General features: G+C 67.7%; 25 protein-coding genes. 14 read left to right on the top strand and 11 right to left on the bottom strand.

Translation table 11 applies throughout. From position 1 onward, the window contains the following. The 6 genes from AB7U46_RS13340 to AB7U46_RS13365 form a co-directional block, all read right to left on the bottom strand. A partial coding sequence (locus tag AB7U46_RS13340) for a MerR family transcriptional regulator (protein WP_428337471.1) occupies positions 1-879 on the bottom strand: 879 nt, incomplete at its 3' end. 47 nt (positions 880-926) lie between these two features. Continuing rightward, the gene (ihfA, locus tag AB7U46_RS13345) at positions 927-1,229 is read right to left on the bottom strand and encodes an integration host factor subunit alpha (protein ID WP_428337472.1); all 303 of its coding nucleotides are present in this window, start codon (positions 1,227-1,229) and stop codon (positions 927-929) included. Positions 1,230-1,430: 201 nt separating this feature from the next. Further along, positions 1,431-2,405: a beta-ketoacyl-ACP synthase III gene (locus AB7U46_RS13350; RefSeq protein WP_428337473.1), complete on the bottom strand. Its 975-nt coding sequence runs from the start codon at positions 2,403-2,405 to the stop codon at positions 1,431-1,433. Continuing rightward, positions 2,402-3,517, bottom strand: a complete 1,116-nt coding sequence (gene plsX / locus AB7U46_RS13355; RefSeq protein ID WP_428337474.1) for a phosphate acyltransferase PlsX — start codon at positions 3,515-3,517, stop codon at positions 2,402-2,404. The genes AB7U46_RS13350 and plsX overlap by 4 nt, the downstream gene beginning before the upstream one ends. 133 nt (positions 3,518-3,650) lie before the next feature. Further along, complete coding sequence (gene rpmF, locus AB7U46_RS13360) at positions 3,651-3,857, bottom strand: 50S ribosomal protein L32 (protein WP_121531426.1); 207 nt, start codon at positions 3,855-3,857, stop codon at positions 3,651-3,653. A 199-nt stretch (positions 3,858-4,056) separates the two neighbouring features. Continuing rightward, positions 4,057-4,629, bottom strand: coding sequence for a YceD family protein (locus AB7U46_RS13365; RefSeq protein WP_428337475.1), 573 nt, complete (start codon positions 4,627-4,629; stop codon positions 4,057-4,059). Between the two features lie 108 nt (positions 4,630-4,737). On the opposite strand from AB7U46_RS13365, the gene AB7U46_RS13370 reads away from it, so the two are divergent. From AB7U46_RS13370 to AB7U46_RS13390, 5 genes are all read left to right on the top strand, one after another. Further along, the gene (locus AB7U46_RS13370) at positions 4,738-5,199 is read left to right on the top strand and encodes an outer membrane protein assembly factor BamE (protein ID WP_428337476.1); all 462 of its coding nucleotides are present in this window, start codon (positions 4,738-4,740) and stop codon (positions 5,197-5,199) included. Positions 5,200-5,296: 97 nt separating this feature from the next. Then, positions 5,297-6,043, top strand: a complete 747-nt coding sequence (locus AB7U46_RS13375; RefSeq protein ID WP_428337477.1) for a GNAT family N-acetyltransferase — start codon at positions 5,297-5,299, stop codon at positions 6,041-6,043. 238 nt (positions 6,044-6,281) lie between these two features. Then, positions 6,282-8,105, top strand: a complete 1,824-nt coding sequence (locus AB7U46_RS13380) for an ABC-F family ATP-binding cassette domain-containing protein (protein ID WP_428337478.1) — start codon at positions 6,282-6,284, stop codon at positions 8,103-8,105. 4 nt (positions 8,106-8,109) lie between these two features. After that, positions 8,110-8,346: a putative hemolysin gene (locus AB7U46_RS13385; RefSeq protein WP_428337479.1), complete on the top strand. Its 237-nt coding sequence runs from the start codon at positions 8,110-8,112 to the stop codon at positions 8,344-8,346. 109 nt (positions 8,347-8,455) lie between these two features. Beyond that, positions 8,456-9,565, top strand: a complete 1,110-nt coding sequence (locus AB7U46_RS13390; RefSeq protein ID WP_428337480.1) for a CaiB/BaiF CoA transferase family protein — start codon at positions 8,456-8,458, stop codon at positions 9,563-9,565. A gap of 6 nt (positions 9,566-9,571) precedes the next feature. On the opposite strand, the gene AB7U46_RS13395 is transcribed toward AB7U46_RS13390, so the two are convergent. Beyond that, positions 9,572-9,889 (bottom strand): DUF1992 domain-containing protein, encoded by a 318-nt coding sequence (locus tag AB7U46_RS13395; RefSeq protein WP_428337481.1) that lies wholly within the window; start codon positions 9,887-9,889, stop codon positions 9,572-9,574. Continuing rightward, positions 9,886-10,503, bottom strand: coding sequence for a TetR/AcrR family transcriptional regulator (locus tag AB7U46_RS13400; RefSeq protein ID WP_428337482.1), 618 nt, complete (start codon positions 10,501-10,503; stop codon positions 9,886-9,888). The genes AB7U46_RS13395 and AB7U46_RS13400 overlap by 4 nt, the downstream gene beginning before the upstream one ends. A 252-nt stretch (positions 10,504-10,755) precedes the next feature. Between AB7U46_RS13400 and rplU the strand changes: the two genes are divergently transcribed. From rplU to AB7U46_RS13445, 9 genes are all read left to right on the top strand, one after another. After that, on the top strand, positions 10,756-11,199 hold the full coding sequence (gene rplU, locus AB7U46_RS13405) for a 50S ribosomal protein L21 (protein WP_428337483.1): 444 nt from the start codon (positions 10,756-10,758) through the stop codon (positions 11,197-11,199). Between the two features lie 6 nt (positions 11,200-11,205). Continuing rightward, positions 11,206-11,475 carry a 50S ribosomal protein L27 gene (rpmA, locus tag AB7U46_RS13410; RefSeq protein ID WP_428337484.1) on the top strand — a complete coding sequence of 90 codons (270 nt, stop codon included), beginning with the start codon at positions 11,206-11,208 and terminating at the stop codon, positions 11,473-11,475. A gap of 202 nt (positions 11,476-11,677) precedes the next feature. After that, a complete protein-coding gene (locus AB7U46_RS13415) occupies positions 11,678-12,217 on the top strand; it encodes a GNAT family N-acetyltransferase (protein ID WP_428337485.1) in 540 nt (179 codons plus the stop codon). 190 nt (positions 12,218-12,407) lie between these two features. Beyond that, a complete protein-coding gene (obgE, locus tag AB7U46_RS13420; protein ID WP_428337486.1) occupies positions 12,408-13,433 on the top strand; it encodes a GTPase ObgE in 1,026 nt (341 codons plus the stop codon). Then, positions 13,430-14,536 carry a glutamate 5-kinase gene (gene proB / locus AB7U46_RS13425; RefSeq protein ID WP_428337508.1) on the top strand — a complete coding sequence of 369 codons (1,107 nt, stop codon included), beginning with the start codon at positions 13,430-13,432 and terminating at the stop codon, positions 14,534-14,536. The genes obgE and proB overlap by 4 nt, the downstream gene beginning before the upstream one ends. 316 nt (positions 14,537-14,852) lie before the next feature. After that, on the top strand, positions 14,853-15,119 hold the full coding sequence (locus tag AB7U46_RS13430) for a DUF1344 domain-containing protein (protein ID WP_428337487.1): 267 nt from the start codon (positions 14,853-14,855) through the stop codon (positions 15,117-15,119). Between the two features lie 344 nt (positions 15,120-15,463). Further along, a complete protein-coding gene (locus AB7U46_RS13435; protein ID WP_428337488.1) occupies positions 15,464-16,561 on the top strand; it encodes a helix-turn-helix domain-containing protein in 1,098 nt (365 codons plus the stop codon). Between the two features lie 257 nt (positions 16,562-16,818). Continuing rightward, the gene (locus tag AB7U46_RS13440; RefSeq protein WP_428337489.1) at positions 16,819-18,246 is read left to right on the top strand and encodes a hypothetical protein; all 1,428 of its coding nucleotides are present in this window, start codon (positions 16,819-16,821) and stop codon (positions 18,244-18,246) included. Next, complete coding sequence (locus tag AB7U46_RS13445) at positions 18,243-18,989, top strand: hypothetical protein (protein WP_428337490.1); 747 nt, start codon at positions 18,243-18,245, stop codon at positions 18,987-18,989. The genes AB7U46_RS13440 and AB7U46_RS13445 overlap by 4 nt, the downstream gene beginning before the upstream one ends. A gap of 35 nt (positions 18,990-19,024) precedes the next feature. Here AB7U46_RS13445 and AB7U46_RS13450 read toward each other — a convergent pair whose 3' ends face one another. From AB7U46_RS13450 to AB7U46_RS13460, 3 genes are all read right to left on the bottom strand, one after another. Next, positions 19,025-19,867, bottom strand: coding sequence for a hypothetical protein (locus AB7U46_RS13450; protein WP_428337491.1), 843 nt, complete (start codon positions 19,865-19,867; stop codon positions 19,025-19,027). A 62-nt stretch (positions 19,868-19,929) separates the two neighbouring features. After that, complete coding sequence (locus tag AB7U46_RS13455) at positions 19,930-20,553, bottom strand: hypothetical protein (RefSeq protein WP_428337492.1); 624 nt, start codon at positions 20,551-20,553, stop codon at positions 19,930-19,932. Positions 20,554-20,590: 37 nt separating this feature from the next. Next, entirely contained in the window at positions 20,591-21,193 is a 603-nt protein-coding gene (locus AB7U46_RS13460; protein ID WP_428337493.1) for a hypothetical protein, read from the bottom strand. Positions 21,194-21,860: the final 667 nt, after the last annotated feature.

Consider the following 21,860-nt stretch of genomic DNA (forward strand, 5'->3'; position numbering starts at 1 on the left):
CGCGAGCGCTTCCGCTGGCGCGGCGATCCCCGAAGTTTCGAAGGCGGCACCGGGCTCCTCCCAAGGCTCCTCCTGCGGGGGATGGGCCTCCGGGAGCGCTTCGACCGGATGCTGTGCGAGGCGTTCGGCGAGCGGCGGTTCCTCGGCGAGCGGCGGCGCCGGGTCTGGCGCGGGCTCCGTGGCTGGATCGAGCGCTTCGGTCGGGGCCGGGAAGCTTGTCGATTCGAAGGCGGCGGGCGGTTCCCAGGCGGGCTCCGGCGCGGCGGGCTGGGCCTCCGATACCTCCAGCGCCTCCGCGGGGGCTGCGATCCCCGAAGTTTCGAAGGCTGCGGCGGGCTCCTCCCAGAGGGCTTCCTGCGGGGCGCCGGCCTCGGGCAGGTCTTCGGCCGGATGCTGGGCGAGGCGCTCGCCGAGCGGGGCCTCTTCGGCGAGCGGCGGCGCCGGTTCGGCCGCAGCCTCGGGCGCAGGCTCCAGCGCCTCGGCCGGGGCGGCGAAGCCTGTCGTCTCGAGCGTCGGGGCCGCCTGCCAAGGGGTCTCCTCGACGGCGGTTTCCGGCGCGCTTTCGGGCGGGGCTGCCGCTGCACCATCGGCTGCGGCGCCCTCCTCCTCGGGCTCGAACCCCTCGGAGATCTGCTTCGCGCCCTGCTCCTTGATCAGCTTCTGCACGCCGCGGATCGTCATCCCGTCGTCGTGCAACAGCCGCTTGATCCCGCTCAGCAGCGCGACATCGGCGGGGCGGTAATAGCGCCGCCCGCCGGCGCGTTTCACCGGCTTGATCTGCGGAAACTTGCTCTCCCAGAAGCGCAGCACATGCGTCGGCGTCTCCAGAAGATCGGCGACCTCCGAAATCGTGCGGAAAGCCTCGGCTGACTTGCTCATGCCGTCCCCGTTGCGTCACTTGGCCCGTCGCCCCCGCGGGGGCGCGCTCAGCCCGCGTTGCCGGCGGCGACGCGGTCCTTCATCAGATGCGAGGGGCGGAAGGAAAGCACCCGGCGGGGCGAGATCGGAACCTCTTCGCCGGTCTTCGGGTTGCGCCCCATGCGCGAGCTCTTCTCGCGCACGGAGAAGGTGCCGAAGGACGAGATCTTCACCGTTTCGCCCTCGGCCAGCGCGTCGGACATATGGCGCAGCACCGATTCGACGAGCTGCGCGGATTCGTTGCGGCTCAGCCCCACTTCGCGAAACACCGCTTCGCTGAGGTCCATCCGCGTCAAGGTCTTCTCGGACATGTCAATCCCCCCGGATCGTTTTGGCCACGATGGGGGCAATGACATTCCGAGTCAATATCAATGGCTTGCGAGGCGCAGTTGAGACGCGCGCAGAGGCGAAAAAACGACCGCTTCGGCGTTTTCCTGGCGGAAATACTCACCTCCCCGGGCCGGCGCCGGGGAAAGGCACGTCTTTGGGAGGGAAAAGCGACCCCGAAGGGCTTACCAGCGCAGCACCACCGAGCCCCAGGCGAGGCCGCCGCCGATCGCCTCGGTCACCAGCAGGTCGCCGGTCTTGATCTGGCCACGCGCCTTGCCCACCGAAAGCGCGAGCGGGATCGAGGCGGCGGAGGTGTTGCCGTGGTCCTGCACGGTCAGCACGACGCGCTCCATCGGCACCTGCATCCGCTCGGCCGTGGCCGAGATGATCCGCAGGTTCGCCTGATGCGGCACGATCCAGTCGACGTCCTCGCCGCTCATCCCGATCTTGCCAAGCGCGGTATGGGCGGTCTCGGCGAGCTTTACCACAGCATGTTTGAAGACGGCATTGCCCTGCATCCGCAGATGGCCGGCGAGGCCATTGGTGGAAACGCCGCCGTCGACGTAAAGCAGCTCGCGATAGCGGCCGTCGGAATGCAGATCGGTGGCCAGCACGCCGCGGTCGGTATTCGCGCCGCTGCCCTCGGCCGCCTCGAGCACCAGCGCGCCGGCGCCGTCGCCGAACAGCACGCAGGTGCCGCGGTCGGTCCAGTCCATGATCCGCGAGAAGGTCTCGGCGCCGATCACCAGCACCCGTTCGGCCTGGCCCGAGACGATCAGCCCGTTCGCATTGGCGAGCGCGAAGATGAAGCCGGCGCAGACCGCCTGCACGTCATAGGCGAAACCGGTGGTCGAGCCGATGCCCGCCTGCACCATCGTCGCGACGGAGGGGAAGGTGAAATCCGGGGTCGAGGTGGCGACGACGATCGCGTCGATCCGGTTCGCCGGGATGCCGGCATCGGCGAGCGCGGCCTGGGCCGCCTTGATCGCCAGCTGCGAGGTGGTCTCGCCCTCGGCGGCGACGTGGCGCCGTTCGATCCCGGTGCGGGCGCGGATCCATTCGTCGGTGGTCTCGAGGCTTTTCTCGAATTCCGCGTTTTCGACGACGCGCTCGGGCAGGTAATGGCCGACGCCCCGGACCACGGCTCTGATCTTCATTTTGCGGATTCGCTCCCATCCTCCTGCGGAGCGCCATCCTGCCCCGAGGCTGACGCAGAGGCAACCCGCGCCGCGAGCTTCTCGGCAAAGCCGAGCCCGGCGAGGCGGGCAGCCAGGTCGAGCGCCGCGGCGACAGAGGTCGCATCGGCGCCGCCATGCGATTTCACCACCGTGCCGTTGAGGCCGAGGAAAACCCCGCCATTCGAGCGGCGCGGGTCGATCTTGTGCTTCAGCCGCTTGAGCGGCCCCATCGCGAGCAGCGCGCCGAGCTTGGCGAGCGGGTTCGCGGTAAGCGCCTCGCGCATCAGTTCGGCGGCGAATTTCGCGGTGCCCTCGGCGGTCTTCAGCGCGACATTGCCGGTGAAACCGTCGGTCACGATCACGTCGACGCGGTCGGAGGGCAGGTCGTTGCCTTCGACGAAACCGACGAAGTCGAAATCGCCGGCCTCCTGCGCGGCCGTCATCATCTCATGCGCCGATTTCAGCTCGGCGTTGCCCTTGTGCTCCTCGGTGCCGACATTGAGCAGCCCGACGCGCGGGCGGCTCAGCCCCAGCGCATTGCGCGCGTAGGAGGTGCCCATCAGCGCATAGGTGAGCAGATCGCGCGCCTCCGCCTTCACATCGGCGCCCATGTCGAGCATCACGTTGAAGCCGGCGGGGTTGCGCGAGGGCCAGAAGGAGGCGATCGCGGGGCGGTTCACCCCGGGGATCTTGCGCAGCCGCAGCATCGAGACCGCCATCAGCGCGCCGGTATTGCCGCAGGAGACGGCGACCGCCGCCTCATGCGCGCGCACCGATTCGATCGCCGACCACATCGAGGTGTCCTTGCCGCGCCGCATCACCGTCGAGGGCTTGTCGTGCATCGTCACGACCTCCTCGGCATGGCGCAGGGTGACGCAGTCGCTCAGGCCGCGGGCGGCGACGAGCGGGGCAAGCTCGGCCTCGCGGCCGTGCAGGATGAAGCGCAGGCCGGGCCGCGTGCGGCGGATCGCGGCGATGCCGTCGATCACCGCGACAGGGCCCTGATCGCCGCCCATCGCGTCGATCGAGAGCACGTTCTCGACATGGGCCGCGGGATGCGCGGTTCCGTCCGGCGCCGAATCGCCACGCAAAACAGCGCCGGATTTCTCCGGCGCTCCGGCCGCGGGGACGCGGCCTTGCGATCTGGCAACCTCGGTCCGATCCGCGGCGGGATCGAGCGCCTTATCCGGTTGCGTCTCCATGAGGGTCTGGCGCGGGCGCGGCTTACGCCGCGTCGTCGTCCAGATCGACCTCGGCGGCCTGGGCCACCACTTCGCGGTCATCGTAATGGCCGCAGGCGCCGCAGACGTGGTGCGGGCGCTTCAGCTCGCCGCAGTTCGGGCATTCGGCCGGGTTAGCGGCGACGAGGGCGTCATGCGCGCGGCGCATGTTGCGGCGGGAGCGCGTGACTCGGTTCTGCGGGACAGCCATGGTGTCAACCTCGGGTGTTCGGGGGCATTGCGGCCCGGTTGCGGGCCATCGCCCTGATTTTCCTTCGGATTCGTCACTCTCACGACATCGCGCGACGGGTGCGGACCCAATGTTCGAATGAGGCCGGGAACATACTGCGATTCCGCCTCGTTGCAAGTCCTATTTTCAGGCCTTTTCAAGGGGCGGCGAAAGCGGCGTCTCAGCCCTCGTCTGCGCCGTTCTTTTCATCGTCGTCCCGGTTTTTGAGCAGGTCGCGCAGGTTCGCGAAGGGGCGGGTGTCCTCGTCGCGCATCGGGGCGACGCCCTCTTCGGCGGCGATCGCCTCGCCCAGCTCGGCGCCGGGGGCGCGCGGATAAAGCGGCAGCGCGAGCTCGAGCGCCTCGAGCGCCACCGCCGCGAGGTCGATCGCATCGGGCAGCGGCTCGGCCGAGTCGTCCTCGGGCATCTCGATCTCCTCGCCGGTGGGTTCGGGCATATCGGCGAGATAGCGCCGCTCGATCCCCTCGCTCAGATCGGTGGTGACGGGGGCGAGGGTGACGACGCAGGCCTGCACCACGCGCGCGGTGAACTCCGCCTGCAAAAGCCAGTCGGTGCGGCCCATCGGCGTCAGGCTGCCCTTGAGGCGCAGCGCCTCGAGCGCCTCGATCCCGGCCCAGTCGGCGATCGCGGCGCGCATTTCGGCGTCGGGGGAGAGGTCGAAGCGCGTCGGCTTGCGCCCGGCGAGATCGGCGGGGCGGAGCCGCTGGCTCCAGGGCAGGTCGGTCTCGGTCATGTGTAGGCTCCTGAACGTCGGGGGCGGCGCCTGAATGCTTGAGGGCCGCCGCAACCTGTTGTAAGCGGGATAAAAGGCCGCGGGCCGTGAGGCAAGAGGGGGTAACAGGTGACAACCGGAACCGTGACGCGGCGCAGCGCGCTTGTGCTGGCGCTTGGCGCGGCCCTTCTGGCTGCGGGCTGCACCGCGATCTATCGCAACCATGGCTATGTGCCCACCGAGGAAGACCTCGCGCAGGTCGCCGTGGGCAAGAGCACGCGCGACGATGTCGCCACGGCGATCGGCCGGCCGACCTCGACCGGGGTGCTGGAAGGATCCGCCTGGTATTACGTCGGCTCGCGCTGGAAATATTACGGCGGCCGCGCGCCGCAGGAGATCGACCGCCAGGTTCTGGTGGTCAGCTTCACGCCGAAGGGCGTGGTCGAGAATGTCGAGCGCTTCGGCCTCGAACGCGGCCAGGTCGTGGTGCTGTCGCGGCGCGTGACGAAGTCGAACATCAAGGGCATCGGCATCGTGCGCGAGCTGCTCGGCTCGATCGGCAAGGTCTCCGCGGGCCAGCTCCTGAAGTGATCTTGCCGCGCTGCGGCGGGATTCGCTTTCCCGCCGCGCCCGTTTCGCCTATCATGCCCGGGCAATGCATCGGGCTGCGGGGAGCTGCGGGGACGCCATGCTGCTGTCGCTTTCGAAAGGACGATACGCGGCGCGTCTCGCCGCAACGCCGGACGATCTGCACGCCGCCCAGGCGTTGCGCGGGCGCAGTTTCCGCGGGGGGGCGGCGGCGGAGCGCTGCGATGCCGACGATTTCGACGCGATCTGCGAACATGTCCTCGTCGAGGAGCTGGCCTCGGGCCGGCTCGTCTGCTGTTTCCGGCTGATGCCGCTGGAAAGCGGGGCGCAGATCGGGCGCAGCTATTCGGCGCAATATTACAATCTCTCGGCGCTTGCGGGATATCCCGGGCGGATGGTCGAGATGGGGCGATTCTGCATCGACCCGGAGGTCCACGATCCCGACATCCTGCGCGTCGCCTGGGGGGCGATGACGCGCTTCGTCGATGCCGGGCGGGTGGAGATGCTCTTCGGCTGCTCCTCCTTCACCGGCACCGACTGGGAGCGCTATGCCGACGCTTTCGCGGTGCTGGCCGAGCGCCACCTCGCGCCGCGCCGCTGGTTACCGCGGGTGAAGGCGCCGAAGGTGGTGCGCTACGCGCGCGCGCTGCTCGGCCGCAAGGGCGATCCGAAGCTCGCGATGCTGCGGATGCCGCCGCTTCTGCGGACCTATCTGGTGATGGGCGGCTGGGTCAGCGATCATGCCGTGGTCGACGAGGATCTCGGCACGCTGCATGTCTTCACCGGGCTCGAGATCGGCGCGATTCCCCCGGCGCGGGCGCGGGCGCTGCGGATGGTGGCCGGCTAGGGGGCGCTGCCCCCGTCTGCGTGCCGCAGACTCCCCCGGGATATTTCCACACTTTGGAAACGAGGGCGGGGGCAACGGGGGAGGGGGCTCTGCCCCCGGCTTCGCCTCCCCCGGGATATTTCCGCTCTGTAGAAACGGTCTTCCAAAGGGATCAAATATCCCGGGGGGCTCCGCAGGAGCGGGGGCGGCGCCCCCTCCGCCCGTTGACCTTTGCGCGCCGCCCGGCTAGCGGAGAGCCATGGCACGCGCACCTCTTCTTCAGCTCACCGGCATCTCGCTCACCTTTGGCGGCAATCCCGTTTTCGACGGGCTCGACCTCACCGTGCAGGAGGGCGACCGCGTCGCGCTCGTCGGGCGCAACGGCTCGGGCAAGTCGACGCTGATGAAGGTGATGGCGGGGATGGTCGAGCCCGACCAGGGCAGCCGCGTCGTGCCCACCGGCACCCGCGTGGGCTATATGGAGCAGGAGCCGGATCTGTCGGCCTTTGCCACGCTTGGCGCCTTTGCCGCCTCGGGCCTGCCCGAGGGGGAGGCCTACAAGGTCGATGTCGTCGCCGAGGGGCTGAAATTCCGCCCCGATGCGCCGGTTTCCACCGCCTCGGGCGGGGAGCGGCGGCGCGCGGCGCTGGCGAAGCTTCTGGCCGAGGCGCCCGAACTCATGCTGCTCGACGAGCCGACGAACCACCTCGACATCGAGGCGATCGGCTGGCTCGAAAACTACCTGCGCGACACCCGCACCGCCTATGTCATCATCTCGCACGACCGCGCCTTTTTGCGGCATCTGACGCGCGCGACGCTCTGGATCGACCGCGGCGCGGTGCGCCGGCAGGAGCGCGGCTTCGAGGCTTTCGAGGACTGGCGCGAACAGGTCTGGGCCGAGGAGGACGAGGCGCGCCACAAGCTCGACCGCAAGATCAAGGCCGAGGCGAAATGGGCGGTCGAGGGCATTTCCGCGCGGCGCAAGCGCAACATGGGGCGCGTGCGCGCGCTGCAGGCCTTGCGCGCCGAACGTGCGGGGCAGATCCGGCGGCAGGGCACCGCGGCGATGGAGCTGGAAAGCGGCACCGCCTCGGGCAAGCGGGTGATCGAGGCGAAGGGGCTCGAGAAGAGTTTCGGCGCGAAGGCGATCGTCAAAGGGTTCGACCTGCGCGTGCTGCGCGGCGACCGCGTCGCCTTCGTCGGGCCGAATGGCGTGGGCAAGACCACGCTTCTGAAGATGCTCACCGGCGAGATCGCGCCCGATGCGGGCAGTGTCAGCCTTGGCACCAATCTCGAGATGGCGGTTTTCGATCAGGCGCGCGCGACGCTCGATCTGAGCATGACGCTTTGGGACGGGATGGTGAACGACCCCGACATGCGGGTGTCGGGGCGCTCCGATCAGGTGATGGTGCGCGGCGTGCCGAAACATGTCGTGGCTTACCTCAAGGATTTCCTTTTCGACGAGATGCAGGCGCGCGCGCCGATCGGCTCGCTTTCGGGCGGTGAACGCGCGCGGCTTCTGCTGGCGCGGATCATGGCGAAACCGTCGAATCTGCTGGTGCTCGACGAGCCGACGAACGATCTCGACGTGGAAACGCTGGATCTGCTGCAGGATATTCTGGGCGAGTATGACGGCACCGTGCTGCTGGTGAGCCACGACCGCGATTTCATCGACCGCGTCGCGACGACGACGATCGCGATGGAGGGCGACGGGCGCGCGACGGTCTATGCCGGCGGCTGGTCGGATTATCAGGCGCAAAAGGCGCTGAGCGCGGCGCCGGTTGCACCCGCGCCGAAGCCCGCGGCGAAAAAGCCCGACACCCCGGCCCAAGCGCCGAAGGAGGCGCCGAAGAAATCCGGCCTCAGCTTCACCGAAAAACACCGGCTCGAGGCGCTGCCCGGGATCATCGAGAAGCTCGAATTCGAGATCCGCAAGCTCGTCGATCTGCTTGCCGATGCCGAGCTTTTCACCCGCGAACCGGTGAAGTTCAAGAAGGCGACCGAGATGCTGGCCGAACGCCAGACCGCGCTTGAGGCGGCCGAGGAGGAATGGCTGGCGCTCGAGGAAAAGGCGGGGAGCTGAGGCGATGGCGCGTGTGATCCTGCTGGCCGGTCTGATCCCGCTCGCCGCCTGCGCGGCGCCGGAGAACGCGGCGCCGGGCCTCGCCAATCCCGCCTCTCAGCATTGCGTCGCGCTGGGCGGCACGCTCGAGATCCGCACCGCGGCCGACGGCGGCGAGAGCGGCTGGTGCCATCTGCCCGACGGCCGGGTGATCGAGGAATGGGCGTTGTTCCGCGCCGATTTCCCCGCGCCGAAGCCCTGACGCTGCGTCACGCGCGCGCCGGCTTTACCCTTTCATCTTGCCGGAAATACCTTGCGGGGGTCCGGGGGTGCAAAACCCCCGGCTGCGCGCCGCCGGAGAAGGAAGACAGATGACCACCCTGCCGCAAGGCCCGCTCGCCGGGCTCCGCATCGTCGAGATCTCGGGCCTCGGCCCCACCCCCTTCACCGCGCAGCTTTTCGCCGACATGGGCGCCGAGGTGATCCGCATCGCGCGCCCGGGCGCGGGCGGGGCGGCGGGCAATGTGCTCGGCATGGAGAACGACCCGATCGAGCGCGGCCGCGACGTGCTCGAGCTCGACCTCAAGTCCCCCGCCGACAAGGCGCTGGCGCGCCGGCTGATCGCGCGCGCCGATGCGCTGATCGAGGGGATGCGCCCGGGCGCGATGGAGCGGCTCGGCCTCGGCCCCGCCGATTTTCCGGAAAACCCGCGGCTCGTCTATGGGCGGATGACCGGCTGGGGGCAAAGCGGGCCGCTCGCCCCGACCGCCGGTCACGACATCAATTTCATCGCGCTCTCGGGCGCGCTCGGTTCGATCGGCACGCCCGAACAGCCGGTGGTGCCGCTCAACCTCGTGGGCGATTTCGCCGGCGGCACGATGTATCTCGCCTTCGGGATGATGGCCGCGCTCTGGCATGCGCAGGCGACGGGGCAGGGGCAGGTCGTCGATGCCGCGATCACCGATGGCGTCGCGCATCTGATGACGATGATCCACGGGCTCGTCGCGAACGGCGTCTGGGACGGGCGGCGCGGCACCAGCCTGCTCGACGGCGCGCTGCCCTGGTATGGCACCTATCCCTGCAAGGGCGGCGGCCATGTCGCGATCGGCCCGATCGAGGAGAAATTCTGGATCGAGTTCCAGCGCCTCGCCGGGTTCGCCCCGGGCGAGCTGCCCGACCGCGCCGACCGCACCCGCTGGCCCGCGCTGCGCGCCGCGCTCGCCGCGCGTTTCCTCGAGAGGACGCGGGCGGAATGGGCGCTGGTCTTCGACGGCTCGGATGCCTGCGCGACGCCGGTGCTGAGCCTCGCCGAGGCGGCGGCGCATCCGCATAACGTGGCGCGCGGCGTCTATCTCGACCACGAGGGCATGCGCCAGCCGGCCCCCGCGCCGAAGCTCTCGGCAACGCCCGGCGCGATCGGCCCGGGCTCGGCGCTGGCGCGGATCACGCCGGAGGAGGCACTGGCGCGCTGGGACGCCTGAGCGCGTTCAACTGCCGTAGAAGCGGCGCCGCGCCTCCTGCTCGATGTCGAGGCGCAGCTGCAGATCGGCGAGCTTTTTCACCGCCTGCCTGCGCGTTTCCGCATCGGGGGCGGCCGCGACGACGCGGGTCTGCGCCTCGACCGCCTTGCGCAATTCGATCTCGCGCGGCAGCGCCCCGGCCTCGGCCATGATCCGGAAGCCCACCGCATCCGCGCTGCCGTCGCCGGAAAGATCGAGCGGCTTACCCGCGCCCTTGAGTTTATTGAACTGCCCCTCGGCCTGGGCCTTGAGGATCTGCCGCTCGGCCATGTCGGAAAATTTCATTGTCCTTCCTCCTGGGTGCGCCCGGGGGCGAGAAAGCCGCGTTCGATCTCGTCGAAGACCGGCCAGAACATCGCGCGCCCGCCCGGCCCGCGCGCTGCGAAGGCGGTGAGCGCGCCGGTGAGCGCGAGCGCCGCCGGCAAGGGCGCCAGATCGGCGCGGAACACGCCCTGCGCCCGGCCGATCGCGAGGATCTCGACATGGCGCTGGCACCAGCCCTGCGCGAAATCCTCGAGCTTCGCGGCGATCTCCGGCTCGGTCCCGGCGATCTGGCGCAGCTGGGCGAAACAGGCGGCGAGCTCCGGGGCGTCGCGCAGGCTGTCGTGATAGGCCTGCGCCTCGGCGCGCAGCTGCGCCCGGGCGGGGCGCGCGGGATCGGGGGCCGGGGGCAGCCGCGCGAGGAAGGCGTCGCGCGTGCTGTCCGCCACCAGCGCCACGAGCTCGGCCTTGTTCGCCACGTGGAAATGCAGCGTCGAGATATTGATGCCGACGCGCGCGGCCACGGTGCGGGTGCGCAGTGCGGCATAGCCCTCCTCGAGAATCAGCGCGCGTGCCGCCTCGGCGATCATCGCGCGTCGCGCGTCCTTGCGGATATAAGCGTGTCTTTGCGAGTCCATGAATCAATCATATGCTTGATTTGCGGTCGCGGCAACGGCTCTCTCGCGACCCCGGGGCGGGAGGCCGCGATCGCCCCGAAACCGCTTGACTCACCGCCCCCGATCCCCGATAAGCCGCCAACCCGGCCCGGAGTCTCTTCGTGCTGGGCCTATCATTTGCAACAACGCCCGTGAGGGCGCGCTGTCCGAGGCGGGGAAACCCGGCAACACCGTAAGGGGGCCACAGGGCGCGGCTGAGAAAAGGAAGAACGCATGTTTGCGGTCCTCAAGACTGGCGGCAAGCAATACAAGGTTCAGGCGGGCGACGTGCTCCGCGTGGAACTGATCGCTGCCGTGGCTGGTGAAAAAGTCCAGTTCAACGAGATCCTGATGGTTGGTGGCGACAGCGTCACCGTCGGCGCGCCCACCGTGGCCGGCGCCGCGGTCGTGGCCGAGGTCATCGACACGATCAAGGCCGACAAGGTCATCACCTACCACAAGCGCCGCCGGAAACACTCCTCGCAGCGTACCCGTGGCCACCGTCAGCAGCTGACGCTGGTGCGCGTGACCGAGGTTCTCGCCTCGGGCGCCGATGCCTCGGGCGTGAAGGAAGCCGTCGGCACCGCTTCGGCCCGCCGCGCCGTTCACGGCGCTCCGGCTGCCGAGGTTCCCGCGAAACCGAAGCGCGCGAAAAAAGCCGCTGCAGCTCAGGAGTAATCCACCATGGCACACAAGAAAGCAGGCGGTTCGTCCCGCAACGGCCGCGACTCGGCCGGTCGTCGCCTTGGCGTGAAGCTCTACGGCGGTCAGGCCGCGATCTCGGGCAACATCATCGTGCGTCAGCGCGGCACCACCTGGTGGCCGGGCGAAGGCGTCATGATGGGCCGTGATCACACCATCTTCGCCGTCACCGAAGGCAAGGTCACCTTCCACAAGGGGCTCAAGGGCCGCACCTTCATTTCGGTTCTTCCCGTTGCGGAGGCGGCCGAATAAGCCGAACCGCAACCCGGTGAGACAAGGGGGGGATCGGCTGAAAGGCCGGTCCCCCCTCTCGTTTCGCCCGACGGTCTCGCGGCAGGGAGGCGGCGAGGGGCGGGACGGGGAACGGAATTTCAACAGGTTGGGTTTAAATCGCCATCAACCTGCCCAATTTAAGGTTTACGGCCAGAAGGCCGGCGTTTCGAGGAGGAGCGCGATGTTTCAGGAAACCCTTTCGGCGCAACCCGTGATCTCGGCGGAGCGCTTCGTGCTGCGTCCGCTGCGTCGCTCCGACGCCGGTCTCATCAGCATGTATACCGCCGATCGCCGCGTCGCCGAGGGCACCCGCGCGATCCCGCATCCGCTGCCGCCCGGCACCGCGGAGGCCTATGTCGCCCGCTCCCTCTCCGACAAGCGGAGCGAGGACGTCTGGGCGATGGACGGCTCGGCGCAGGGGCTGGGCGAGGTGCTCGGCGTCGTCTCGCTCACCCATCTCGGCGAGGATCAGTCCGAGGTCGGCTATTGGGTCGGCCCGGGCTTCTGGAATACCGGCTTCGCTTCGGAGGCGGTCTCGGCGCTGGTCGCGGCCAATCCGCATGGCAGCCGCACCCTCTTTGCCGAGGTGTTCCAGGACAATCCCGGCTCCGCCCGTGTCCTGACCCATTGCGGCTTCGAATATCTCGGCGATGCCGAAAGCTGGTCGGTCGCGCGCTGCGCACGGGTGCCGACCTGGACCTATCTGAAGAAGATGGGCTGAGCGCGGCTCCCGCGTCACCGGGAGGGCGCTGCCCTCCCGGACCCTCCCGAGGTATTTTCGGCAAGATGAAGGGGAAGGGCTTTCATCTTGCCAGAAATACCTCGGGGGTTTGGGGGCAGCGCCCCCATGCGCCGCTTGAAGATTTGCGCGGCTGCGCGTAAACGGGCGCCTTGCAACAAGGACGATACCGATGAAATTCCTCGATCTCGCCAAGGTCTACATCCGCTCGGGCGGCGGCGGCGCGGGCTGCGTCAGCTTCCGGCGCGAGAAATTCATCGAGTTCGGCGGCCCCGACGGTGGCGACGGCGGCAAGGGCGGCTCGGTCTGGGCCGAGGCGGTCGAGGGGTTGAACACGCTCATCGACTTCCGCTATCAGCAGCATTTCTTCGCGCAGTCGGGTCAGCACGGCATGGGCTCGCAGCGCACCGGCAAGGATGGCGAGGACATCGTGCTGAAGGTGCCGGTCGGCACCGAGATCATCGACGAGGACGAGGAAACCGTGCTCGCCGATCTCACCCAGCCGGGGCAGAAGGTTCTGCTCGCCAAGGGCGGCAATGGCGGCTGGGGCAACCTGCATTTCAAATCCTCCACCAACCGGGCGCCGCAACGCGCGAACCCGGGGCAGGAGGGGGTCGAGCGCACGCTCTGGCTGCGGCTCAAGCTGATCGCCGACGCCGGGCTTCTGGGCCTGCCGAACGCCGGCAAATCGACCTTCCTGAGCGCGGTTTCCAACGCGCGTCCGAAGATCGCGGATTACCCCTTCACCACGCTCGTGCCGAACCTTGGCGTCGTCGGCATCGACGGCAAGGAATTCGTGATGGCGGATATCCCCGGCCTGATCGAGGGCGCCTCCGAGGGGCGCGGCCTTGGCGACCAGTTCCTCGGCCATGTCGAGCGCTGCTCGGTGCTTTTGCACCTCGTCGACGGCACTTCGAGCACGATCACCAAGGATTACCGCACCATCATCGGTGAGCTCGAGGCCTATTCCGAGGAACTGTTCACGAAGCCCCGGATCACGGTGCTGAACAAGATCGACGCGCTCGACGCGAAGACGCTCGCGAGCCGCAAGCGCTCGCTCGAAAAGGCCGTCGACGGGCCGGTGCTGCTGATGTCGGGCGTTTCGCGCAAGGGCGTGAACGAGGTTCTGCGCGCGCTCTGGGCCGAGATCTCGGGCGGGGATGACGACACCGAAGAGGGCGGATCGTGGCAACCGTGAAACCGGATGTGGCGGCGGCGAGCCGTCTCGTCATCAAGATCGGCTCGGCGCTGCTCGTCGGGCCGCGGGGTCTGAAACGCGACTGGCTCGTGGCCTTGGCCGAGGACGTCGCCGCGGCGCGCAAGCGCGGCTGCGACGTGGTGCTGGTGTCTTCCGGCTCGATCGCGCTGGGCCGCCGCGTGCTGGGGCTGCCCTTGGGCGCGCTGCCGCTCGAACAATCGCAGGCCGCCGCCGCGGTGGGCCAGATCCAGCTCGCCCGCGCCTATGAGGAGGCGCTCGCCCCCCATGGCGTGACCACGGCGCAGGTGCTCGTCACGCTCGAGGACACTGACGACCGCCGCCGCTACCTCAACAGCCGCGCCACGATGGAGACGCTGCTGGGCCTTGGCGTCGTGCCGATCGTCAACGAAAACGACACGGTTGCGACCGACGAAATCCGCTTTGGCGACAACGACCGCCTCGCCGCGCAGATCGCGGTGACGGCGGGGGCGGATCAGCTGATCCTGCTCTCCGACGTCGACGGGCTTTACACCGCGAACCCGAAGGAAGACCCCTCCGCCACGCGCTTCGAGGTGGTCGAGCACATCACCCCGGAGATCGAGGCGATGGCGGGCGATCCGATCTCGGGCCTCTCGAAGGGGGGCATGAAGACGAAACTCCTCGCCGCCAAGACCGCGGTCGCCGGCGGCTGCGCGATGGCGATCATGGAGGGCTCGGTGGCGCGCCCGCTTTCCGCGCTCGCCGCGGGGGCGAATTGCACCTGGTTCCTGCCCGAGGGCGACCCGCAGGCGGCGCGCAAGCGCTGGATCGCGGCGATGAAGCCGCGCGGCGAGATCTTCGTCGATGCCGGCGCGGTCGAGGCGCTGATGTCGGGCAGCTCGCTCCTGCCCGCGGGGGTCACCGCGGTCGTCGGCCATTTCGGCCGTGGCGAGCCGGTGGCGATCGCGGGGCCGGACCGCGCGATCCTCGCCAAGGGGCTCGTGCGCTACACCGCCGAGGAGGCGCACAAGATCGCCGGCCACCGCTCGCGCGAGATCGCCGAGATCCTCGGCTACCCGGGGCGCGCGGCGCTGATTCACCGCGACGACATGGTCGTCGGCTGAGCGCCGGCACCGGGTCCGAAGGGCTTTCGGCGCGGCGCTGACAGGGTTGTCTCGCAGGCGTGATTTCCGCGGCCCGCGCCGCCGCGGTGCCCGGCTGTTCGCGACACCGAAGGCCGGTTTGCGACATCGCTCTCACGCCGAAGTCATCCGCCGCTCACGCCCCGTCACAAGCCCTGGCCCCCCGGCTGACGGCCCGCTGCGGCGCTGCTAGATTCGTGGTGAGGCCGGGGGCTGCCGGGTGGTTTCGCCACCGACGCGACAACCCTGACGGCTTCGCTTTCCGGCCCCGCAGCGGGCCGCTTTCACGGAGCACGACATGCGTTCCTTCCTTCTTCCCGTGGTCACCGTTCTGGCGCTGGGCTCGGCCTCGCTGGCGATGGCCGCCGGCGCCACCACGACCACCGGCACGATCAAGACGATCGACACCGCCCATCGCGTGATCACGCTGGCCGACGGCAGCACCTACCGGCTCAAGAAAACCTTCGACATGACCACGCTGAAGACCGGCGAGAAGGTCTCGGTCAGCTGGGAGCTGAAGGGCAAGGTGAACAAGGCGATGGCGGTGACGCCCGTGCAGGGCTGAACGCTTCGTCGCGGCGGCAGGGGCGGGGGCCAAGTGGCCCCCGTTTCCCTTTGCGCGGCGGGGGGATCTGGTAGGCCCGGAGGGAATGGGGCAATTCCCGGATTTCAGTGGCTTGGCGTGGCGAACCCGCGAAAATACCCCGTTGATTTCATTGCGGAAAATCGGGGTGTGGCGAACCTTTCTCGGGACGGTTTCCCGGATGAGAGGAGCCACAAACGGAAAGTCGCCGGAGGGGCTGCAACCCGCTCCGACGACCAAATGGAAAATTACTCCGTAGCTGAAACCTACTGTGCGGTGTGCCGCCAAGCAAGCCGGATTTCGGAACTAGCAGAGAGGGCGGGAGCATGAGCACCACCCTCACGCATTGCGGTCTGCCTGAGGGTATGTCGCCATTCGAGCTGCTGGATGTCCTGCAAAAGCTGCGCAACCGGTTGGGTTTGCGCGACGAAGATTTGGGCTACCTGCGCTGTGCCTTCCGGCTGGTGCGCTCAGAGGATTTCTTGCCCGATCGGATCTGCGGCTTCTGGGAGAAGGTCTCTGGACTGTCTGATCGCCTTGGCTTCAATGTGCGCCGCATTGCCCGGATCGAGACGCGGCTGGAGGCCTGCGGGTTGATCCGCCGCACCGGCGCTGCCAACGGCAAGCGCTTTGGCCGCCGCGCCGGGGATGGGCGGATCCTTTTGGTCGGCGGCATCAACCTTGCTCCGTTGATTGAGCGCGCTGGTGAATTTCTGGCCTGGCAGCGAAGCGTTGCAATCGGCGCCGAACGGTTGAAGGACGACCGGCGGCGCGCCAACGATCTCATTCGCCAGATCCGCAACCTCGACGCCCCCGAGGCGCTGGCGGCCGCCCGCGAGGCTTTCCCGCGTCTGCGCCCCTCCGAGGTGCGGGACGGCGAGCGACTGGCTGCGATCATCGATGTGCTCGAAACCATCGTCACCGAGTTTTCGACGAATTCCGGTCGGACAATCCAGACCGCGCCGTCGGACAGTTCTGTCCGACCTAATACCAATCCTCAAAAGAAAATCGAAACCTGTAAGAGACACGACGACGCCGCGCCCGAGCCGCAACGCATCGGCATTGGACAGGTTTTGGCACTGGCCGGAGAGGAGTTGCGTGAGGCAATCGAGCTTTACGCCGAAGCTGACGGGTGTCTGCACAGCCCGAGTTGGCGCTGCATCGGGCTTGGGGCGAGAGAGCGGGCGATGATGCTGGGTGTGTCCGGTTCGGATTGGGATGCCGCGCGTGACAGGTTGGGAGAGATGCGAACCTCGCTCTGCCTGCTCTTGGCGGATCGCAATGCGGAACGAACTGATCGCTTCCGAGTGAGGAATGCTGCGCGGGCGTTCATCGGTTTGGTAAGACAGGAAACGCGCGGAAAAGCGGTCAGTGGCATCCTGACTGCGGAGCTGATCCGGGCCTGCGCACGGAGGCAAGCATGACCATGGTAAGTCAGCGGCCTCAGGCATCGATCAGGCAATCAGGAACCGCAGATGGCACTTCCGCAAAACCCGACCGGAGCGCCCGTCACAAGGCTGGCGAAGGTCGGGTTTTGCAGCCGCCATTGGCGGCTTCGATCCGGGACGGATCGGCGGCGCAGCCGCTGGTTGGGTCGAGGGGCGCAGCGCCTTCGCCGACATGTTGCTTGCAACATAATAGTCGGTCCATATTGCGTTTCTCCGGCAACGGGGGCTGAGCCATGGCCGGACCCCAGTTTTTCCACCTGCAGACCTATTCCCGCAAGCCCAACAAGACAGGCCAGTCGGTCGAACAGGTTCTGGCAGAGGCGCGGCGCGATCCGATGTTCTCGACACACGTGTCCGAACCGCGCCCCTTCCGGGTGATCGCCGGCGTGTCGCCTCAGGAGGTGCAGCGCCTGCATGACGAGATGGTGGCCGCGGGCAGTGTCGCGGTCACGCTGAAGGATGGCCGGTCGGCGCGCCGGGGTATCCGCGCCGACCGTCACACCCTGCTGACGGCGGTGGCATCGCATCCGCATCTGACCGCGCAGGTCATGGGAAACCCGGAAGCCCGGCGGGACTATGACGCCTGGGTGGAGCGGAACCTGACGTTTCTGCGTGGCCTCTTTGGTGAGCGCTTGGTGAGCGTGATCGAACATGTCGACGAGGAGCACCCGCATCTGCACGCCTACGTCTTGCCGCTGGATGATCCCGCCTGTTCTGCCCGGGATCTGAACCCGTGCTGGCTGGCCAAGAGTGAGGCCGAAGCCGGGGCCCGAGGCGAAGGACATGACGACAAGACGGCGGTGAAGCATGGCAATCATGCCTATCGCGCGCGGGCCCGCGAGCTTCAGGACCAGTATCACCGCGAAGTGGGACTGCCTTCCGGCCTGACCCGCACCGGCCCGAAGCGGGAGCGGCTGTCGCGGCAGCAATGGCGCGCCCGCAAGGACGAGGCCAGCCGCAACGCCCGCACGCTGAGGCAGATGGAGGAGATGGTGAGCGACCTCGCCGATCAGGAGGATGAGCTGAGTGCCTCGGCGGAGAGAATGGCTCGCGATCTTGAGGCGAGGCTGCATCAGGCGGAGGGACTCCATGCCGAGGCCAAAGCCGAACGATCTGCGGCGGCGCAGGACCGGGCCGTGGCGACGGCGCGCAGAAAGCACGCTGCCGCCCTCCGGTTGGCGGCGGAGGAGGAGGTCCGCAAGATCAGGAGCGCGGCAGAACAGAAGGCGACGGATCTGATTTCCGCCGCCGAAGAGATCAGGGCCGCCGCCGGAAATGAGGCCGAAGCGAGTGCCCGCCGGCTTCAGGACGACAGACAAGCGTTCGAGGCCGAGAAGGCGGTGATTGCACGACGCGTCGCGCAGGAAGCGGCGGCTGTCGCGGTGCTGGTCATCGTCGGGGTGCTGACCGGCAAGGTCGGGCGTCCGGCGCAGGGTTCCGGGTGGGAAATCCGCGACAGGGCGCTGCGCGAACGGGTCGAGGCCCTGCAGATCGGTCCGGCGCTGCGGGAAGCGGTGACCGTCGTCACCTCGCTGTGGGACCGGCTGAAAGCGCGCCTGTCTGCCCCGGAGCTGGCCCGGGAGCAGGAAAACGCGGCCGAACGGGTGCGGGACCACGATCTTCCTGCCTCGGCCTTTCGGAACAGGGAGATCGGGCGATGACCATTGATCTGGACGCGCGGATCGCGGAATTGCGGCAACGGCGTCGGGCTGAAGAAGACGATGCCACGGGCGAGCTGGATCGCCTGAAGCAAGGCCTCGCGGAGCATGCTGACGGCATCGGGCGGAAACTCGACGTCGAAGGAAAGCAGATCCGGCTGATGATGCTCTCGGTCTCGGGGCATGTCGCTGCGGAAAAGGCGACACTGGCAGTTCTGCGCGCCGATAACGAGGAGCTGAGAACCCGGCTGGACGCCAACGGGATCTTGCTCCGGCGACAGGTGAAATTGACGTGGGCCGCGCTCGGTGGGATCTGTCTCGTCGCCGCAGGCATCCTGCTGTTGGCGGTATGGGGCGCCAGCCGCCTGGTCGATGGGGCGAGGCAGGAGGTCGATACGATCCGGGCCGCGAATGCAAGGGAACTGGCGGCGGCCCGGGAAGACGGCGCACGCGCCCTCGCGGCCCTTGAGGCACAGCTTGCGGCGCAGCGGGCGAGTGTCGAGCAGAGCCTCGGCGTCGCCGGGGCGGAACTTGCGGGGCTGGAGGCCGAACGGGCCACTGTGAATGCGGAGCTTGAACAGTTCGTCGCCCTGCGCGACCGCATCGGCATCCAGCTTGTCGAGAGCCACACCCGGCCGGTCATCGTTGTCCCCGAAGGATACGAGCTGAGGGGCTGGCGGGCGGCGGGGCTGTCCGATCTCGCCCGCTACAACGGCCGGATGTACCGGGTGATGGCGCGAAAATGACGGGGCGCGGCCCCGGGCCTGACCGCGCCGCCCCGTTACAGATCCATGTTCGAGGCCTTGGCCGTCCCGGTCAGGGCCTCGTTGATCTGGCGATCCGTCTCCTCGCGCGCCTTGCGCGCCCGTGCGAAATCCGTGAGCGAGAACCGGATCTTCGACTGCCCGGCCTTCGAGTCGTAAACGACCTGATAGCGGGCCGAGCATCCCGGCGCGATGGGCTTGTCGCTGTTCAGCCCGTCGTATTCCACCTGCATCGTGCCGAAGCCGGAGGACACGCAGGGGACGTATTCTGTCGTCGAGGTCCCGGATCTGGTCTTCTCCTCCATCTCAAGCGGGGCCGCCTGATCCAGCGCGGTCAGCTTCGCGCCCGCCTCGTCCCAGCCGTAAAGGATCGTCATTTTTCCGCCGTGATCGACCTCCACGAGCGACGGCTCACCATATTCTTCGGTGAGCTGCGCGAGCAGTTCGTCCGGCTTCGGCAGATCCGCGTTGCTGCCCTGGATCGTGCGGCCGACCGAGATGATCCGACCGCCAAGCGCCCCCAGATCCACCGTGCCGCCGACCTCTTCATAGCCGGCCCCGGACATGCGGGTGTTGAGGCCCACGCCGGCCGTGCCGAACTTCGCCACCGCCGACAGATCGAAGGTTTTGCCCTTGGGTGAGGAGGCGCGCAGATCGACCTTCGTGGTCGACAGCTCCAGACCGCGCTTCTCCATCGCCGCGCGGGCGTCGTCGAGGGTCATGCCCGGAGCGATCCCGATCACGGCGAGTTTGCCGGAGGCCGGCGGCGCGGAATAGTCGATCTCCGTCAGCGTGTCGGCCAGCGCAAGACCTGGGAACAGGACCGCGCAGACCGAGGCGGCAAGGCATCTCTTCAACATAATGGACTCCTGACGATGCAATGGGGGAGCGATCTGCGGGTGGGGGGCTGAAACGCGCCAGGTCATTTCACGAAGCATCCGCGCCCGCCTTCAAAGGACAGCAGGCTCGACACGCCGCCGACCTTCGCGTCATCGCTAACGCGCGCGGGGCTGGGCGGTGCTTCACCATCAAGTTCGGCGGACAGGATATTCGCGAAGAAGAAGTTCTTCTTCGCTGCCCCCGGCATCGTGCCGCCCATTTCCCATTCGCCAGCGATGGCTTCGAGTTGACGGCTGCGCTCCTCGAAGATCAGCGCATCGGTTTCGGAGAAGCGGATCTTCGCATCGAACAAGGCATTGTTCTTGAAATCGCCGTCGCCGTTTGGCTTGTGCAGCGTGATCAGAAGGTTATCCCGGCCCCACTTGGAGCAGACCTTGAAGCCCGCTGCCTTGAAATCGGCACGCGCCTGATCGTCCAAGAACATATCGCCATAAACGCCGACCGCCACCCGCGACTTGATCGGCGCGAGAACCTTGATCGCCTCGGTGATCTTCTCGCGCGAGACCGCGCCGTAGATCAGCCAGACAGCTTTTCCATTGGACGCCATCGCCCGGTCCAGATCCTGCCGGATCGGTGTCAGATCGAGCCCTTCGGCATAGGCGGGCGACGCGAGGGCCAGCAGCAGCCCGAGCACAAATCTCTTCATCATCAATTCCTCGAACAAAAATCGTCGCGGGCGGAACCTATCCGTCGATCAGCCCCGATTTCGCGCCACCAGGGTTGGCGGGCAGACCGAGCTGGAACCGTTCCGCGTGGCTCAGCACGCGACCGCTTCCGTCCGCATAGACACCCGAGTTGCGATAGCAGGCTTCCGCCTCGGCTTTCCGACCGGCCATCGACAGGCGATGCGGCCTCGCCGCTTCCTCCGCCATCCGGGCCGCGTAGTTCGCATCCCGGCGGGCCTGATCAGCCGCCATACCAGCACTGACAGCGGCCCGCGTCAGCTCGCGGGTTGCATCGCTCCACTGCCAATACCTCACACTCATGAGACGATCCACAAGCTCCACGCGCCGAGCCTCCGGCTCATGGGCGAAATTCTCGTCCACATAAGCCCGGTAGATCGCCGGGCCTTCCCGCAGCGACTCCTGATTGAGAACCCAATAGTCCTCGCGCCACAGGTGCGCAGGCATAGGAACAGCCGCCACTATCTCTTCCAGCATGGCCTTCGGCAAAGCCTTCGCCCAGGCCTTCGCTTCACGCTTTGCCGCGGCGTGCTCCACCTTGTTCTGGAACCAGAACTCCACTCCGGCCAACAGGCCACTCGCGGCAGAGATGACGTCCTTCATTGCTGACCTCCAATCGACACCCCCATTTTGGGGGTAAGATCGGGGAGGGGTCAATAGCTGAACCCATGGAAATCGAGGGCAGGCCGACAATTAGGGTCATGACGTGCTTCCCATGGAGACCGGGCCTTTGGTTCGTTCTGTCCGGGTCTTGGTCGTCAGCTGACCATGGAAGAACTTTCAAGGAGTAAACCGGAGGAGGGGCGGGACGCCGATTTCCCCTCCCGAGATCCCATGGGGAGAGATGTTCTGCCTGTTGCGCTCGATGTGGTGGATCGAGACGGAAGATGAGGGCGATGAACAGACCAGATGAGATTGCCGTGCAAATCGACGATGCAGGCACAGGCGGCGGCACTTTCTTGCGCCGTCCGCCAAGACGATCGCACCGCATGCAATGGTCTCCAGCGACGTCATTGTCCCGTAGGCACGAGTGGGTCGGGGCAGGGGCCATGCTGGGATACGCCGCTTCCTGATGTCGAAGCCCGAGCGTGCTGCCTGTCATTTTGCCGGGGCGGGACGAGAAGCCTGGCCTCCCCCCCGCTGGCGAACAAGCCTGTCACAACATCACCCGACAAGCACAGACGGCTACCCCATTGCTCGGGTGAGCAGAGGGCCGCCGGCCAATTGAAACGATCGACAGGGGCGGTCTGCCCGGAGTGGGGCTCCGCTC

This window comes from Paenirhodobacter sp. (assembly GCF_050177655.1).
Lineage (GTDB): Bacteria > Pseudomonadota > Alphaproteobacteria > Rhodobacterales > Rhodobacteraceae > Rhodobacter.

What these genes read in the sequence shown, in the direction of transcription:
- ihfA (WP_428337472.1), bottom strand. Translation starts at nt 1,229, where the DNA reads ATGTCCGAGAAGACCTTGACGCGGATGGACCTCAGCGAAGCGGTGTTT.
- AB7U46_RS13350 (WP_428337473.1), bottom strand. Translation starts at nt 2,405, where the DNA reads ATGAAGATCAGAGCCGTGGTCCGGGGCGTCGGCCATTACCTGCCCGAG.
- rpmF (WP_121531426.1), bottom strand. Translation starts at nt 3,857, where the DNA reads ATGGCTGTCCCGCAGAACCGAGTCACGCGCTCCCGCCGCAACATGCGC.
- AB7U46_RS13365 (WP_428337475.1), bottom strand. Translation starts at nt 4,629, where the DNA reads ATGACCGAGACCGACCTGCCCTGGAGCCAGCGGCTCCGCCCCGCCGAT.
- AB7U46_RS13375 (WP_428337477.1), top strand. Translation starts at nt 5,297, where the DNA reads ATGCTGCTGTCGCTTTCGAAAGGACGATACGCGGCGCGTCTCGCCGCA.
- AB7U46_RS13380 (WP_428337478.1), top strand. Translation starts at nt 6,282, where the DNA reads ATGGCACGCGCACCTCTTCTTCAGCTCACCGGCATCTCGCTCACCTTT.
- AB7U46_RS13385 (WP_428337479.1), top strand. Translation starts at nt 8,110, where the DNA reads ATGGCGCGTGTGATCCTGCTGGCCGGTCTGATCCCGCTCGCCGCCTGC.
- AB7U46_RS13390 (WP_428337480.1), top strand. Translation starts at nt 8,456, where the DNA reads ATGACCACCCTGCCGCAAGGCCCGCTCGCCGGGCTCCGCATCGTCGAG.
- AB7U46_RS13395 (WP_428337481.1), bottom strand. Translation starts at nt 9,889, where the DNA reads ATGAAATTTTCCGACATGGCCGAGCGGCAGATCCTCAAGGCCCAGGCC.
- AB7U46_RS13400 (WP_428337482.1), bottom strand. Translation starts at nt 10,503, where the DNA reads ATGGACTCGCAAAGACACGCTTATATCCGCAAGGACGCGCGACGCGCG.
- rplU (WP_428337483.1), top strand. Translation starts at nt 10,756, where the DNA reads ATGTTTGCGGTCCTCAAGACTGGCGGCAAGCAATACAAGGTTCAGGCG.
- rpmA (WP_428337484.1), top strand. Translation starts at nt 11,206, where the DNA reads ATGGCACACAAGAAAGCAGGCGGTTCGTCCCGCAACGGCCGCGACTCG.
- AB7U46_RS13415 (WP_428337485.1), top strand. Translation starts at nt 11,678, where the DNA reads ATGTTTCAGGAAACCCTTTCGGCGCAACCCGTGATCTCGGCGGAGCGC.
- obgE (WP_428337486.1), top strand. Translation starts at nt 12,408, where the DNA reads ATGAAATTCCTCGATCTCGCCAAGGTCTACATCCGCTCGGGCGGCGGC.
- AB7U46_RS13430 (WP_428337487.1), top strand. Translation starts at nt 14,853, where the DNA reads ATGCGTTCCTTCCTTCTTCCCGTGGTCACCGTTCTGGCGCTGGGCTCG.
- AB7U46_RS13435 (WP_428337488.1), top strand. Translation starts at nt 15,464, where the DNA reads ATGAGCACCACCCTCACGCATTGCGGTCTGCCTGAGGGTATGTCGCCA.
- AB7U46_RS13440 (WP_428337489.1), top strand. Translation starts at nt 16,819, where the DNA reads ATGGCCGGACCCCAGTTTTTCCACCTGCAGACCTATTCCCGCAAGCCC.
- AB7U46_RS13445 (WP_428337490.1), top strand. Translation starts at nt 18,243, where the DNA reads ATGACCATTGATCTGGACGCGCGGATCGCGGAATTGCGGCAACGGCGT.
- AB7U46_RS13450 (WP_428337491.1), bottom strand. Translation starts at nt 19,867, where the DNA reads ATGTTGAAGAGATGCCTTGCCGCCTCGGTCTGCGCGGTCCTGTTCCCA.
- AB7U46_RS13455 (WP_428337492.1), bottom strand. Translation starts at nt 20,553, where the DNA reads ATGAAGAGATTTGTGCTCGGGCTGCTGCTGGCCCTCGCGTCGCCCGCC.
- AB7U46_RS13460 (WP_428337493.1), bottom strand. Translation starts at nt 21,193, where the DNA reads ATGAAGGACGTCATCTCTGCCGCGAGTGGCCTGTTGGCCGGAGTGGAG.